This is a genomic window from Streptomyces sp. NPDC086989, assembly GCF_044745505.1.
In the GTDB taxonomy this organism is placed as follows: Bacteria; Actinomycetota; Actinomycetes; order Streptomycetales; family Streptomycetaceae; genus Streptomyces.
In genome coordinates this window covers 198,353-211,595 of record NZ_JBIVAL010000009.1, presented here as the reverse complement: position 1 = coordinate 211,595, position 13,243 = coordinate 198,353, and the positions used below count along the sequence as shown (strand labels likewise).

Genomic DNA, 13,243 nt, shown 5'->3' with positions numbered 1-13,243 from the left:
CCCGCTCCCGGCGATCGGGGCGCGGAACCCGGGCCGCCCGGGTCCGGGCGGGCCCGGGCGGCCCCGGGCTCCGCGGGCGCGGGACCGGACTCAGTCGCCGATGTCGCGGCGCCGGAAGTCGTCCAGGGTCTCGCGGCGCACCAGGAGGCGGGCCGCGCCGTCGTCGACGGCGATGACCGGGGGACGGCCGACCATGTTGTAGCCGGAGGCCATGGAGAACTGGTAGGCACCCGACACCGGTACCGCGAGCAGGTCCCCGGGACGGACGTCACCCGGCAGGTCCACGTCGGTGGCGAGGACGTCGCCCGCCTCGCAGTGCCGGCCGACGACCGTGGCGGTGAGCGGGTCGGCGGTGGAGTGGCGGCCGATCAGACGGGGCGCGTACCGGGCCCCGTACAGGGCCGGCCGGGGGTTGTCGCTCATGCCGCCGTCCACGGCCACGAACACCCGGTCCCCGGTGCGTTTCACCGCGAGGACCCGGTAGAGCGCCACCCCGGCCGGGCCGGCGATCGCGCGGCCGGGTTCGACGGCGAGGCGGGGCACGGGCAGGCCGGCCGCCGCGCAGCTCTTCGCGAGCTCGGCGCGCAGCCGGCGGGCCAGCGCGGTGAGGTCGAGTGCCGCCTCCCCGGGCCGGTGGGCGATGCCGTGGCCGCCGCCCATGTCGAGTTCGGGGAGCACCGTGCCGTGGGCGTCACGGATGCGAGCCATCAGGCCCACCATGCGGCGCACGGCGCCGGCGTACGGGGTGACGTCGGTGATCTGGGAGCCGATGTGACAGTGCAGGCCGACGAGTTTGAGCTGGGGCTGGCCCAGGATGCGGGCGACGGCGTGCTGCGCGGAGCCGTCGATGAGCGAGAGGCCGAACTTCTGGCCGTCGGTCCCCGTGCGGATCTTCTCGTGGCCGCCGGCCGAGATGCCGGGGACGACGCGGACCAGCACCTTCTGATGTCCGTCGGGGCCGACCGCGGCCGCCAGGCGGGCGATCTCGGAGGGGCTGTCGATGACGATCCGGCCCACGCCGAGCCGCAGCGCGGTCGCGATGTCGCGGGGTGACTTGGCGTTGCCGTGCAGCACGATGCGGTCGGGGGGGAATCCGGCGGTGACGGCGAGTTCGAGCTCGCCGGCCGAGCACACGTCGAGCCCCAGCCCCTCCTCGGCCACCCGGTGGACCATGGCGCGGGAGAGGAAGGCCTTGGCCGCGTAAAGGACTTCGGCGTCGGGGAAGGCGTCGCGGTAGGCGCGGCACCGGGCCCGGACCTCGCCCTCGTCCAGTACGTACGCCGGGGTGTCGAAGCGGTCCGCGATCTCGGTCAGCGGGACCCCGCCGACGGCGAGACCGCCGTGCGGCAGCCGGGTCGTCGACACGGGCCAGACGGACAGCTCGTCCGCGCCCGCCGGGATCTCGGACAGGGTGACAGTGGTCATGGACGGCCCCCCTCAGCCGGCCTGCACCGGACGCCGGCCCGGCCGGAGTCGCGCCGCCGGGGCGAAGGCGGGAGGGGCGGCCACCGGAGCCGTGAGCGTCGGATCGACGGTGACGAGGTCCGCGCCGAGCGGCTCGCACAGCTCCCGCAGCACGGCCTCCGACAGCCGGATGCAGCCCTGGCCCTCGCCGAGCGTGGCGGTCAGCCGGTCCGTGCTCGTGAACCCGACGGCGGTACGGGCGCCCAGGGGCGTGCGGAACAGCCGGATGACCGTCTCCGCTCCCCCTCCCGGCCGGACGGGCACGTACAGGAGTCCGGCCGGGACCCGTTCCTCCGGCTCGGGATCGTCTTCGTAGCGGAACAGACACATGGGGCCCTCCCTGAGGAACCGCAAGAGGCGACTGGTGACGCCCCGATGCGGGGAGGCAGTCCGGGGCGCGACACCGAAGCTATCCCCGCACCCGCCCCCCGCGCGCCGGTCCCTGACGCCACCTTGACGGCGAACCCCCCACTCCATACACACCGCTGACGCGCACCGGCCCCGCAGCGGCGCGCGTCAGCCCGCCCGGCTCCCGTGGTGGGCCAGCGCCGCGTGCGGGTCCTCGTGGCCGGGGACGTGGTCGATGTGGACGGTGGCGGCGGTCAGGCGCGGGACGGAATGGATGAGGGCGTGTTCGGCTGCGACGGCCAGGGCGTGCGCCTGCACCACCGTGAGGTGCGGGTCGACGACGATGTCGGCCTCGGCGCGCAGTGCGTGCCCGATCCACCGCATGCGGAGCTGCCCGGTGCCCCGCACGCCGGGCACGCCGAGCAGCGCGCCGTGCGCGGCGTCGACCAGGGCGGGATCGACGCAGTCCATCAGCCGCCGGCAGACCTCGCGCGCGGCGTCGCGCACCACCACGAGGATGGCGGCGGTGATGAGCAGGCCGACGAGCGGGTCGGCGAGCCTCCAGCCGAGGGCTGAACCACCGGCGCCGAGGAGGACGGCCAAGGAGGTGAATCCGTCGGTACGGGCGTGCAGACCGTCGGCGACGAGCGCCGCGGAACCGATCCGGCGGCCGGTGCGGATCCGCTGCCGGGCCACCCACTCGTTGCCGAGGAAGCCCACGACCGCGGCGCCCGCGACGGCCCACGGCTGCGTGACCTCACGGGGGTGCAGCAGCCGGTCCACGGCCTGGTGGGCGCTGAGGGCGCAGGAGGCGGCGATGGTGAGGACGACCAGGATCCCGGCCAGGTCCTCGGCGCGGCCGTAGCCGTACGTGTAGCGGCGGTTCGCCGCCCGCCGGCCCAGCACGAAGGCGATGCCGAGGGGTACGGCGGTCAACGCGTCGGCGGCGTTGTGGACGGTGTCGCCGAGCAGGGCCACCGACCCCGAAAGGACGACGACGCCGGCCTGGACGACCGTGGTCAGGCCGAGGACGCCCACCGACAGCCAGAGCGTGCGCATGCCCTCGCGAGAGGTCTCCATCGCCGGATCGACCTTGGCCGCCGCATCGTGGCGGTGCGGGGTGAGGGCGTGCGCGGCATGGCCGAACCGGTGCCGCAGCCGCGCCCGCAACGCCCCGTCGCGGTGTTCGTGGTGGTGGCTCACAGCGTGCTCGCTTTCGACGAGGACGACGGGGAAGGGGTGGACGCGAGCGTCCACCCGCCTATTGTGTGCGTATGAGCGCACGCATGCACCTGTCACCTGCGCAGAGTTCGCACCCGCAAGAACCCGGCCCGCGGGCCTTCGACGCCGCGGCCGGGATCCTGCGCCTGCTCGCCGACCGCACCCGCCTCGCTCTCCTGCACGCCCTGGCCTCGGAAGAGGCCGATGTCGGCACCCTGGCCGCCGCGGTGGGAGCCCCCCGGCCGGCCGTCAGCCAGCACCTCGCGCGGCTGCGGATGTCGGGGCTGGTGACCACCCGCAAGGAGGGCCGCCGCGTGGTCTACGCCCTGACCGACGACCACCTGCGGCGCCTCGTCGCCGAGGCGCTCGCCGCGGCCGGGCCCGATCGCCCCGGTCACGGTGGGGTGTGACCAGGGGCGGGTGTCCGCAGGGCCCCCTGACCTCCGAGTGCACTCGCGGAGCCGGGCCCACGCCGTCAGCGCGGGCGTACGGGCGCGTCCAGCCGCTCGGCGGACCGGGCCAGGCCGGCCGCCGCCGTCGTGCAGCGGTCGGCCAGGGCCTCGATCCGCCACCGGAAGGCCTCGGCCTGCGGACCCTTCCAGTCCAGCGCGGCGGCTCCGGCCCGCAGCCGCTCCGCGTGCCGCAGCAGCGCCGCCGCGTGGGCCCGCAGCCCCTCCGCGGGCTCGCACCGCCGCCCCGGCCGCTCCGTGCGCGGCGCCGGGACGGCGCTCACAGGGCCCTCCAGGGAGCGAAGGCGTTGGTCACCCCGTCGAGGGCCGGTGCGAGTTCGGGGTGGTGGCGCAGGAGGACGGGGACCATGCCGCCCCGGTCCACCCACTCCAGGCCCTCCGCCGTGTAGATCTCGGGCCGGTAGTCCGTCGTGAAGAAGCGGTCGCTCTTGAGCCGCCGGCTCGCCATCAGGATGAAGATCCGGAACAGCGAGTCGCTGAACCCGAACCCGGCCGGCCGCGGCTCGGCGAGGTTGCCGACCAGCGTGTCCACCCGGTCCAGGCGCCCCTCGTACAGCTCCTTGAGCAGCGGCGTGTCGCCCGGGTGCCCGCCGGTCAGGTCCTCGAAGGAGGTGACCGGGCGCTTGCGCAGCATCTGCCGGTACGCGTTGTAGCGGGGGATGCCGCGCTCGCGGTCGCGCAGGATGTCGACCGTGCCGAGGTCGATGTGCTCGCCGGTCAGCCGGGCCAGATTGCGCAGCGCGTCGGGGTGGTTGTGCAGGACGAGCGCCCCGGGGTGGGCGGTGCCGAAGCTGTAGAAGAGGTCGCTCATGCCGTACGCGTCGATCGCCGTGCGGGTGGCCCTGCCCTGCATGTCGTCGAAGCCGATGGTCGCGCGCACGGAGCCCGCCCGGTGGTCGCGGACGGCCAGCTCGTCGGGGATCAGCGGGTGCAGCCGGTACGCGGAGACGAACTCCTCCGTCATCGAGAACGGCGCGGTGTGGTGGTCGGTCGGGGAGCCCAGGATCCCGCTGAGCATCTCGCCCCTGCCGACCCGGCCGAACGTCCTGGCGACCCAGCGCGGCAGCACCCCGTGCCAGTTGGCGTCCATCGCGTGGCGCAGGACCGGGGTGTCGAGGATGCCCGGCGTCCACTCCACCGTGTGGATCTTCGCCATCAGCGCCGTGTTGACCAGCCGCGCGGTGTGGAAGAGCCGCTCGTCGTCCCACGTCGGGTAGTGGCCGCGCAGGTAGTCGCAGATCGCGTTGTGCTCCTTGGCGAAGAGCGTGTGCAGCAGCGACAGACCGGCCCAGTAGTCGCTGTTCATGCCGGTCCAGTCCAGGCAGGACCGCCCGGGCCGCGGGTCGGCCGGCAGCCGGCCGTCCTCGACGATGAGCCGCCCGTGCTCGCCCGTGCGCAGCGCCCGGCAGCGGGCCTCGTCGGAGCCGTAGATCTGCGAGCCGTCCCACCAGTGGGTGACCGTGTTCTCGTACGTGGGCGGCACGTCCGCGCTGGTGTGCGCGACCGGGTCGGGGCGGGTGCGGTTCACGCGCATCGGGCAGCTGCCGCCGTGCTCGGCCCAGTCGTCGTCCTCGGCGAGCGGGACGGTGAACGGCTCGGCCTCCTCGTTGTCGCCGTGGTTGGCCCAGCCGTGGTTCTCGAACTGGATCCACGCGGCGGCCAGCAGGTTGAGCGTGGGCGCCGGCACGAACCCCTTGCGGGCCAGCAGGTGCCTGCTGATCTCGCGCGGGCTCGGCGACATCAGCTCCTCGTCGGAGTCCGGGAACGCCAGGTGCAGCGGGGCGTTGCGGTCGAGCCGGGTGCCCACCCGGCCCATGTCCTCGTCGTACGGGTCGTAGCCCGACCCGTCGTACGAGCGGAACGGCGCGAGCGAGGGAGTCGCCCGCCGGCGGCGCTCCCCGCCCGCGCCGTACGTGTCGTACAGGTTCTTGCGGCGCAGGTCGTCGCGGAGCACCCGGAGGTTCAGCAGCCCCAGCGGCAGCGGCAGTTCGTGCCACTCGCGGGTGCGGTTGACACGGGCGAAGGCCGCCGAGCCGAGGCGTTCGAGGAGCCCGGGCGGCCCGTACGCGGGGGCCGGGCCGGCCCCCGCGGCCTGTGCGGGGACGCCCGCCCCGGCCGGGGCCTGCGGGGCCGCGCTCTGCTCGGTGGAGGTGGTGTCGGTCATGGTGTTCCTCAGCGGTCGGCGGGCAAGGGGGTGCGGTCAGCGGTCGTGGAGCCGGAAGAAGCGGGCGGCGGTCACCCGTCCGCGGAACGGCGCGAGGTCGGCGTCCACGAGCGCGCTCACCTCGGGGACCTCGTGTTCGAGGTTGTGCGCGTACCGCTCGGCGGCGTGGCACAGCGGGAAGGCGTGCGTGTCGTCGGTCCAGGTGAACTCGGTGAACTGCTCGGGCAGCGCGTACGGGGACACCGACGAGCGGCCCTCCAGGCTGGGCACCACGTCGTGCTCGTTGACCAGCGAGTACACCCTGGTCCGCGGATCGGCGGGGCGTTTGCCGTCGATGGGGGAGCCGATCGCGACGACGTGCGTCACCCGGTGGATCTCGCAGAAGTCCCGGTCGGCCGCCAGGTTCATGGCGGTGATCCCGCCCAGGCTGTGGCCCACCAGGGCCACGTCGCAGCCCGAGGGGATCAGCCGGCGCAGCGCCCTGGAGACCGCCCTGGAGTAGGGGGTGGCCGGCCGCGCGACCGCGTGCACGGCGCCCAGCAGGTCCTGGGGGCTCTCGTTGCGGACGCGGGACATGCCGGCGAGCTGGACGACGTACCGCCGTACCCCGTCGGGCCCCGTGACCTGCTGGACCAGCAGCGTCCCGTCGGTCCCCACGGCGTCGATGTTGCGGCAGTACCCGGCGATCGTGCCGGTGGTGTCGAGGCGTTCGGCGAGTGCGGGGGAGGGCACGAACGGCTCGGCCCGGCCGGGCCCGCGGTCGAGGAAGGCCCAGACCCGGCCGCTGATGCCGAGGATCGGCTCTGCACCGGTCAGGGTCCGTCCGGTGGCGACCTCCCAGCCCGCCGCGTCGTTGAGGGGGTTCTCGTCGGTGAGGGCGTTCCACGCCAGGATGTCGGCGAACGAGGGCGCCAGCAGGGCGAAGGTCCGCTCGGCGCCCTTGTTGCCGAGGATGGACCGGAAGACCCGGATCGCCTCCCGCTGCCGGTCCTCCTCGACGGCGCGCAGGATCCGCGCGGTGTCGGGACCGGCGAGCAGCTCGGGGTGGCTCACGGCAGCGGCCCGGATCCGTGCCTTGAGGCCCGTCACGGCCATGCTGACCGCGAGGCTCTCCCGGCTGGTGAACACCCCGGCGAGCCGGCCGATCCGGGCGAGGCCGCGACCGCGCAGGGCCCAGCCCAGCCCCTTGGGGTCGGTGACCGTCCGCAGCAGGGTGCGCCGGGCGGCGCCGCCGCGGGCGGTGCGCGGCAGCCGGGTGCCCAGGGCGAGTTCGGAGGCGTACCGGGAGGCCTCGCCGACCCCTTCGGCGGCCTCCGCCAGCAGCCGGCACAGGTGGTGCAGGGAATCGATCTCCGGCTCGTGCCCGTGCTCGTTCTCGTGCCCGGTGACGGCGGTCATGGCTTCGGTCATGCAGGTGCCCTCCGGGGCGGGGTGGGGACGGGAGCGGGCGGGACGGGCGGGCGGGTGCGGTGCGGGGGTCCCGGCGGCCGGCCGGGACCCGTGGCACGTGCTCAGCGCCGGTCGAGGGTGAGCCGGACACCGGCCGAGGAGAGGATGCCGGGCAGCGGAAGGCACGGGTCCACGGCGGGCCGGCCGCCGGTGACCCGGTGGCCCCTCAGCACCGCCGCGACCAGCTCGGCGGTCGTCAGCACGCCCAGGTGCTCGCCGGGGCAGCGCCCGCCGCCGTGGCTGAACGGCGCCATCCGGATGTCCTGCGCCGCCCCGGGCCGCAGCCACCGGCCGGGCACGAACTGGTGGGCCGCCGGGACGTGTTCCGGATCCCGCTGGTGGAACAGCGCGGGCACCAGGACCGCCGTCCCGGGCGGATAGTGCACCCCGCGCCACTGCGTCTCGGCGCGGGTGACCCGTACGAGGTCCGGCACGATCGGGAACAGCCGCAGCGTCTCCTGTACGCAGGCCCGCAGCCGGGGCAGTTCCGCGCCCCCGCCGTCCACTTCGTCCCGCAGGGCCTCCTGCTCGGCCGGGTGCGCGGCGAGTAGCAGCAGCGTACGGGCCACGGTCGGGCCGACCGTGTCGAGGGCGAGCAGCCAGTGGTGGGCCTGGCCCACCGCGTCCAGCGCCGCGGCGTCCGGCCCCGAGGCGGCCGGGTGGCTGCGGGCGAGCGCGGTCAGGGTGTACGGCTCCGCCCGGGCGGCGTACTCCTCGACACGGGCGGCGGCCTTGCGGTAGAGCGCCTCGGCGGCCGCCGCCCGGCCCTTGCGCATCCGCATCCAGTTGGCCTCCTCGCGGATCGCGAGCAGCCACCGGGCGAGTTCCTCGTCCCCCGCGGCCGCGTCGCCGAGGACCATGCGGCGCCCGATCCGGGCCACCGTACGGCGCAACAGCGGGAAGTCCAGCTCGGAGCCCCGGACCAGGGCGGGCGCCTCCTGCGCGATCACCGACCGGAACTCGGCGCAGGAGGGGTGCACGGGCCGGTCGGCCGCGAGCACCTCGTCGTTGACGCGCCGGCGCTCCTCCCGGGTGTCGCCGTGCGAGCAGATCACGCCAGTGGGCTCCAGCAGCGAGAGCCCCTTGTACTTGTCGGGCGCGTCCATGGCCAGGGTGCGCACCGGCAGTTCGTAGAACCGCCGCACGTCGGAGTGGTCCAGCAGGACCAGCAGCGGCCCGGACAGGCCGCGCACCTCGACGGGCGCCCCGCCGTGCCGGGCGCGCATGGCCCGCAGGGTCGCGGCCGACCAGCCCTGCTGGCCGAGGGCCGCGTACGCCGCCACGACCCGCGGCCTCAGGTGGAAGGCCCCGCGGACGAACGCCGGCAGCGTGTGGGTGGCGGCGAAGCGGACGGTCTCGGCGCGCCCGGCCCGGGCGGGCCGCGGTACGGCGAGGACGGGGGCGGCGGCCTCCGTGCCCGCGGCTTCGGCCGGGGTCCCGGAGGTGTCCCCGCCGGCGGTCCCGGTGGTGGCGGCGGAGCCGGCCGTGGCCTCGCTCACGCCTCCACGACCTTCCCGGGGTTGAGCAGGTTCTTCGGGTCGAAGAGGCGCTTGAGCCCCCGCTGGAGTTCCAGGCTGACCGGGTCGAGCTCACGGGTCAGCCACTCGCGCTTGAGCGTGCCGATCCCGTGCTCGCCGGTGCTGGTGCCGCCGAGCGCGAGACCCGCGGCCATGATGTCGTCGTACGCGGTCTGCGCCCGCCGGAACTCGTCCGCGTCCGATTCGTCGAAGACGACGGTGGGGTGCAGGTTGCCGTCCCCCGCGTGGCCGAGCGTGAAGATCCGCAGCCGGTTGCGTACGGCGATCTCCTCGATGGTGCCCATGAACTTGGCCAGTTCGGAGCGCGGTACGGCCACGTCCTCGATGAAGGCGGTCGGCCTGCCGCCGAGCGTCGCGGCGAACGCGCCCAGGGCGGGGGTGACCATCCTCCGGGCCTCGATCACCTGGCGGGACTCCTCGGCACCGGAGGCGGTGACCAGGTTCCCGGCCCCGGCCCCCTTGCACAGCAGGGCCATCGCCGCGAGGTCGCGGCCGGGGTCGGCGGTGTCGCTCTCGATGATGAGCGTGGCCGCGGCGCCGGGCGCCAGCATCGGGTGCCCGTGGTCCGCGACGGCCTGCGACGTCGCCCGGTCGAGGAGTTCGAGGGCGGACGGGACGTGGCCGGCCGCGGTGATCGCGGCGACGGCGTCCCCGGCCGCCGTCAGCGTCGGGAACTGGGCCAGCATCGCCAGCGCGGGCGGCCGTACGGGGCACAGCCCGAGCGTGGCGCCGACGATGACGGCCAGGGTGCCCTCGGAGCCGACGAGCAGCCGGGTCAGGTCGTACCCGGCGACGCCCTTCGCCGTGTCCCGCCCGGTCCGCATCCGGCGGCCGTCGGCGAGGACGAGGTCCAGGCCCCGCACGTAGTCGGCGGTCACCCCGTACTTGACGCAGCAAATGCCGCCGGCGCCGGTGGCGATGTTGCCGCCGATCGTGCAGTGCTCCCAGGAGGCGGGATCGGGCGGGTAGGACAGGCCGTGCTCGGCGACGGCGTCGTTCAGCCGCTTGGTCACGACCCCCGGCTCGCAGCGCACGAGCCGGTTGGCGGGGTCGATCTCAAGGATCCGGTCCATCCGGGCGGTGCTGAGGACCACGCAGCCGTCGATGGCGTTCGCGGCGCCCGCCAGCCCGGTGCGGGCGCCCTGCGGGACGACGGGGACGCCGAGCTCGTACGCGGTGCGCATGATGTGCCGGACCTGCTCGGCGGTGCGCGGGAGGGCGACCACGGCCGGCGTGCCGGCCTCGGAGAACGGGGCGGCGTCGCGGGCGTGCGCGGCGAGGGTCTCGGGGTCGGTGTGCAGCACGTCGGCGTGGTCGGTGAGGAGGGTGCGCAGACGGGACAGCAGGGGCGTGTCGGGCGACATGAGGGGCCTTCCGGTCAGGGTGGCGGGGGGCCTGCGGCCGGGTTTCAGAGGGAGGGGAGCTCGGTGGTGACGGGCACGTCGATGAGCACCGGGCCGTCCTGCCGGGACGCGGAGTCCCGTACGAGCTTGGTGAGTTCGCCCGCGCCGTGGGCCCGGTGCGTGCGCACGCCGTAGCCCTCGGCGACGGCCGTGATGTCCAGCCCGGGGATGTCGAGGCCCGGCGCGCCCTGCGCGTGTTCGAGCTGCGCGAACCACTGGAGGATCGCGTACTTGGCGTTGCTGAGGACGACGAAGGTGACGGGCACCCGGTAGGCGGCCGCGGTCCACAGCGCCTGCACGGCGTAGTGGATGGAGCCGTCGCCGATGACGCAGACCACGGGCCGGTCGGGCGCGCCGAGCTGCGCGCCGACGGCCGCGGCCGCCCCGAAGCCCAGCCCGCCGCCCGCGGAGAAGAGGTAGGAGCCCGGGGTGCTGATCCGGGTGGCTTCGTGGAACTGCGGGACGTTGGAGGGTGATTCGTTGACCCAGAGGGTGTTGTGCGGCGCGCCCTGGGCGATGGCCGTCAGAGCGGCGAGCGGGGGCATGACGCCCTCGGCCGCCTCGGGGAACCGCACCTGCTCATGGGGCGCGGCGGCGCCGGCGCCGCCGGCCGGGAGCCGGTCCGCGAGGGCCCGTACGGTCAGCGCCAGGTCCGCGACGACGGCGTCCCCGACCGGGGCCTTCGCGGCCTCCTCGGCGTCGCGGGTGAGGAGGACGAGCTCGGTGCCCTCGGGCAGGTGGGCCCCGGGGATGTAGGGGTAGTAGCGGAACACCGGCGCGCCGATGACGACGACCAGGTCGTGCCCCGCGAGCTGTCCGCCGAGCGGCCCGATCGCCGGGGTCAGCTCGCCGCGGAACTGCGGGTGGTTGCGGGGGAAGGAGACGCGGGCCGAGACGGGCGCGGCCCAGACGGGCAGTCCGGTGCGTTCCGCGAGCGCGAGGACCGCGTCCCAGGCGCCGGAGGCGTCGACGTCGTCGCCGACGACGAGGACGGCGGAGCGGGCGCCGGAGATCCGGTCGGCGAGCGCGGCGACCGTGCCGGAGTCCGGCGCGGCGGCGTGCGTGATCCGGCGGGCGGCGGCCGTCCGGCCGGCCAGGTCCTGGGCCTCGGTCAGCTCGGCGTCGAAGTCGTCCATGGGCAGGGAGAGGAACACCGGCCCGTGGGGCGGGGTTTCGGCGATCTGCACGGCGCGGGCCAGCGCGGCCGGGACGTCCGCGGGACGCGGCGGCTCGTACGCCCACTTGACGGCGGGCTGGGGGAGCAGTGTGGCCTGCGGGTTGGAGAGCAGTGCCTCCATGGTGAGCATGGCCCGCACCTGCTGGCCGGCGGTCACGACCATCGGCGTGCGGTTCGCGCGGGCGTTGAGGATGGCGCCCATGGCGTTGCCGGTGCCGGGTCCGGTGTGCAGGTTGACGAGGGAGGTGGTTCCGGAGGCGAGGGCGAACCCGTCGGCCATGCCGACGACGACGGCTTCCTGGAGGCCGAGGACGTACCGGAAGTCGTCGGGGAACCGCTTGAGCATCGGCAGCTCGGTCGAGCCGGGGTTGCCGAAGACCGTGGTGATGCCACGTGTTCGTAGAACGTCCAGGACTGATTCGCGAACCGTGCGCATGGGGTGTCCTTCCGTGCATCCGGGGGCACTGTCGGTGATCAATCCAGCACACTGAGTTGATCTTTACAAAAGGCCCCCACGGCATACCCGTGTGTGCTATGCGCTTGCGCCGGACCCGTTCCGCCACCGGCCGCGCGGCCGGTGGCGGTTGACGCCGCGTCCACGGAGGGTGCCGGATGTCCCCCCGATGGGTGGACGCGCCGGGCCGCGATCCGGAGTACGGACGCGGCCCTGGGCCCTGTCGTCAAACTGCCGTCTGCGGGCGACGACGGGAGTTTGACGACAGGGCCTAGGGGCGGAAGCGCAGCGGATGGTCTTCCGGGACCTGCACGAGGGCGATGCGCACACCGTCCGGGTCGGCGATCCACATCTCGATCAGCCCCCAGGGCTCCCGCAGGGGCGGCCGCAGCACTTCCGCGTCCCGCGCCCGCAGCTCCTCGTACGCCGCCTGCACGTCGGCGACCTGGAGCCACAACCGCAGCCCCGGCGCGGGCGGTCGGGTGGCGCGCCCCGAGACCTCCAGGAAGCCGCCGCCCAGGAAGTAGACCGTTCCCCGGTCCGGCCCGGTGCCGAACTCCCGGTACACGGCGAGCCCCAGCGTGCCGCCGTAGAAGGCGCGCGAGCGCTCCGGGTCCGTGGGGGTCAGCAGCGTCCGGCTGCCCAGTACGTGCACCATGCGGCGAACCTAGACCCGGCCGGGAGCGTGCGCCGCCCGGGGTGGGCGCATGGCCCAGCGGATGCCGCCGGTCAGGGCGTGGCCCGCCGGCCGGACGCAGGCCACGTCCAGGAGGGGCGCGTACGGGAGACCGAGCAGATCGCGGGCCCAGGGCGGCAGCACTCCGACGGCGTTCGCCGCCAGGACGGCGTACGGGCCGCGGGCGGCCGGCGGCAGGGGAGGGCGGCGCAGGATGAAGCGGGCGGCCTCGCGCGCCTCACGGGTGGCGCGCAGTTCCGGCCGGTAGGCCGCCAGCCGGGCGGCGAGTGCGGCCCGGTCGCGCGGCGGGTCGGTGACGCCGAGGGCGAGGGCCACCCGGGCGGCGTCGGCGAGGTACCCGTCGCAGCCGGCGCCGTCGAGGGGGTGGGCGCCGAACCTCTGGTGGGCCCGCAGGAAGGAGTGGACCTCGGCGACGTGCACCCAGCCCAGCAGGTGCGGGTCGCCGGCCCGGTACGGCTGTCCGTCGGGGGTCGTTCCGCGCACCCGTTCGTGGGCGGCGCGCACCTGGGCTACGGCCTCCTCGGCGTCGTCCGCGGTGCCGTACGTCGTCACGGCGAGGAAGGTGCTGGTGCGCTGGAGCCGCCCCCACGGGTCCCCGCGGTAGCCGGAGTGCGCCGCGACGGCGGCCATGGCCTGCGGATGCAGGGACTGCAGCAGCAGGGCGGTGATCCCGCCGATGAACATCGAGGCGTCGCCGTGGACGGTGCGGATCGGGCGGTCGGGGCCGAACCAGCGGGGGCCGGGGGTGTCGTGGATGCGGGCGCGGTTCTGCGGACCTGAGGGCCCGGCGACGCGCGCGAACAGACTGCGGCCGAGTTGTTCCCTCAGCCGGTCCAGGGCGGGCGCCGGAACGTTCAT

General features: G+C 75.1%; 12 protein-coding genes. 1 reads left to right on the top strand and 11 read right to left on the bottom strand.

Annotated elements, in window-relative coordinates; translation table 11 throughout:
- Positions 1 to 90 precede the first annotated feature (90 nt).
- The 3 genes from lysA to ACIPK4_RS23355 all read right to left on the bottom strand — a co-directional run bounded on the left by lysA (position 91) and on the right by ACIPK4_RS23355 (position 3,069).
- On the bottom strand, positions 91 to 1,425 hold the full coding sequence (gene lysA, locus ACIPK4_RS23365; RefSeq protein ID WP_402315556.1) for a diaminopimelate decarboxylase: 1,335 nt from the start codon (positions 1,423 to 1,425) through the stop codon (positions 91 to 93).
- 12 nt (positions 1,426 to 1,437) lie between these two features.
- Positions 1,438 to 1,794, bottom strand: coding sequence for an SAV_915 family protein (locus tag ACIPK4_RS23360; protein WP_402315554.1), 357 nt, complete (start codon positions 1,792 to 1,794; stop codon positions 1,438 to 1,440).
- Between the two features lie 186 nt (positions 1,795 to 1,980).
- The gene (locus tag ACIPK4_RS23355) at positions 1,981 to 3,069 is read right to left on the bottom strand and encodes a cation diffusion facilitator family transporter (RefSeq protein ID WP_402315552.1); all 1,089 of its coding nucleotides are present in this window, start codon (positions 3,067 to 3,069) and stop codon (positions 1,981 to 1,983) included.
- A gap of 17 nt (positions 3,070 to 3,086) precedes the next feature.
- On the opposite strand from ACIPK4_RS23355, the gene ACIPK4_RS23350 reads away from it, so the two are divergent.
- Entirely contained in the window at positions 3,087 to 3,443 is a 357-nt protein-coding gene (locus tag ACIPK4_RS23350; RefSeq protein ID WP_402315550.1) for an ArsR/SmtB family transcription factor, read from the top strand.
- Positions 3,444 to 3,508: 65 nt separating this feature from the next.
- On the opposite strand, the gene ACIPK4_RS23345 is transcribed toward ACIPK4_RS23350, so the two are convergent.
- The 8 genes from ACIPK4_RS23345 to ACIPK4_RS23310 all read right to left on the bottom strand — a co-directional run bounded on the left by ACIPK4_RS23345 (position 3,509) and on the right by ACIPK4_RS23310 (position 13,243).
- A complete protein-coding gene (locus ACIPK4_RS23345) occupies positions 3,509 to 3,766 on the bottom strand; it encodes a hypothetical protein (protein ID WP_402315548.1) in 258 nt (85 codons plus the stop codon).
- Positions 3,763 to 5,667 carry a peroxidase family protein gene (locus tag ACIPK4_RS23340; protein ID WP_402315546.1) on the bottom strand — a complete coding sequence of 635 codons (1,905 nt, stop codon included), beginning with the start codon at positions 5,665 to 5,667 and terminating at the stop codon, positions 3,763 to 3,765. Before ACIPK4_RS23340 ends, ACIPK4_RS23345 begins: the two co-directional genes overlap by 4 nt.
- Before the next feature lie 36 nt (positions 5,668 to 5,703).
- The gene (locus ACIPK4_RS23335) at positions 5,704 to 7,077 is read right to left on the bottom strand and encodes an alpha/beta hydrolase (protein ID WP_402315544.1); all 1,374 of its coding nucleotides are present in this window, start codon (positions 7,075 to 7,077) and stop codon (positions 5,704 to 5,706) included.
- A gap of 101 nt (positions 7,078 to 7,178) precedes the next feature.
- On the bottom strand, positions 7,179 to 8,615 hold the full coding sequence (locus ACIPK4_RS23330; protein WP_402315542.1) for a cytochrome P450: 1,437 nt from the start codon (positions 8,613 to 8,615) through the stop codon (positions 7,179 to 7,181).
- Entirely contained in the window at positions 8,612 to 10,018 is a 1,407-nt protein-coding gene (locus ACIPK4_RS23325) for an FAD-binding oxidoreductase (protein ID WP_402315540.1), read from the bottom strand. The genes ACIPK4_RS23330 and ACIPK4_RS23325 overlap by 4 nt, the downstream gene beginning before the upstream one ends.
- 44 nt (positions 10,019 to 10,062) lie before the next feature.
- Positions 10,063 to 11,670, bottom strand: coding sequence for a benzoylformate decarboxylase (gene mdlC, locus ACIPK4_RS23320; protein ID WP_402315537.1), 1,608 nt, complete (start codon positions 11,668 to 11,670; stop codon positions 10,063 to 10,065).
- 289 nt (positions 11,671 to 11,959) lie between these two features.
- The gene (locus ACIPK4_RS23315) at positions 11,960 to 12,346 is read right to left on the bottom strand and encodes a VOC family protein (RefSeq protein ID WP_402315535.1); all 387 of its coding nucleotides are present in this window, start codon (positions 12,344 to 12,346) and stop codon (positions 11,960 to 11,962) included.
- Between the two features lie 9 nt (positions 12,347 to 12,355).
- The gene (locus tag ACIPK4_RS23310) at positions 12,356 to 13,243 is read right to left on the bottom strand and encodes an oxygenase MpaB family protein (protein ID WP_402315532.1); all 888 of its coding nucleotides are present in this window, start codon (positions 13,241 to 13,243) and stop codon (positions 12,356 to 12,358) included.

Bases quoted from the DNA above. Each gene is read 5' to 3' on its own strand.
- lysA (WP_402315556.1), bottom strand. From the start codon at position 1,425: ATGACCACTGTCACCCTGTCCGAGATCCCGGCGGGCGCGGACGAGCTG.
- ACIPK4_RS23360 (WP_402315554.1), bottom strand. From the start codon at position 1,794: ATGTGTCTGTTCCGCTACGAAGACGATCCCGAGCCGGAGGAACGGGTC.
- ACIPK4_RS23350 (WP_402315550.1), top strand. From the start codon at position 3,087: ATGAGCGCACGCATGCACCTGTCACCTGCGCAGAGTTCGCACCCGCAA.
- ACIPK4_RS23340 (WP_402315546.1), bottom strand. From the start codon at position 5,667: ATGACCGACACCACCTCCACCGAGCAGAGCGCGGCCCCGCAGGCCCCG.
- ACIPK4_RS23335 (WP_402315544.1), bottom strand. From the start codon at position 7,077: ATGACCGAAGCCATGACCGCCGTCACCGGGCACGAGAACGAGCACGGG.
- ACIPK4_RS23325 (WP_402315540.1), bottom strand. From the start codon at position 10,018: ATGTCGCCCGACACGCCCCTGCTGTCCCGTCTGCGCACCCTCCTCACC.
- mdlC (WP_402315537.1), bottom strand. From the start codon at position 11,670: ATGCGCACGGTTCGCGAATCAGTCCTGGACGTTCTACGAACACGTGGC.
- ACIPK4_RS23315 (WP_402315535.1), bottom strand. From the start codon at position 12,346: ATGGTGCACGTACTGGGCAGCCGGACGCTGCTGACCCCCACGGACCCG.
- ACIPK4_RS23310 (WP_402315532.1), bottom strand. From the start codon at position 13,243: ATGAACGTTCCGGCGCCCGCCCTGGACCGGCTGAGGGAACAACTCGGC.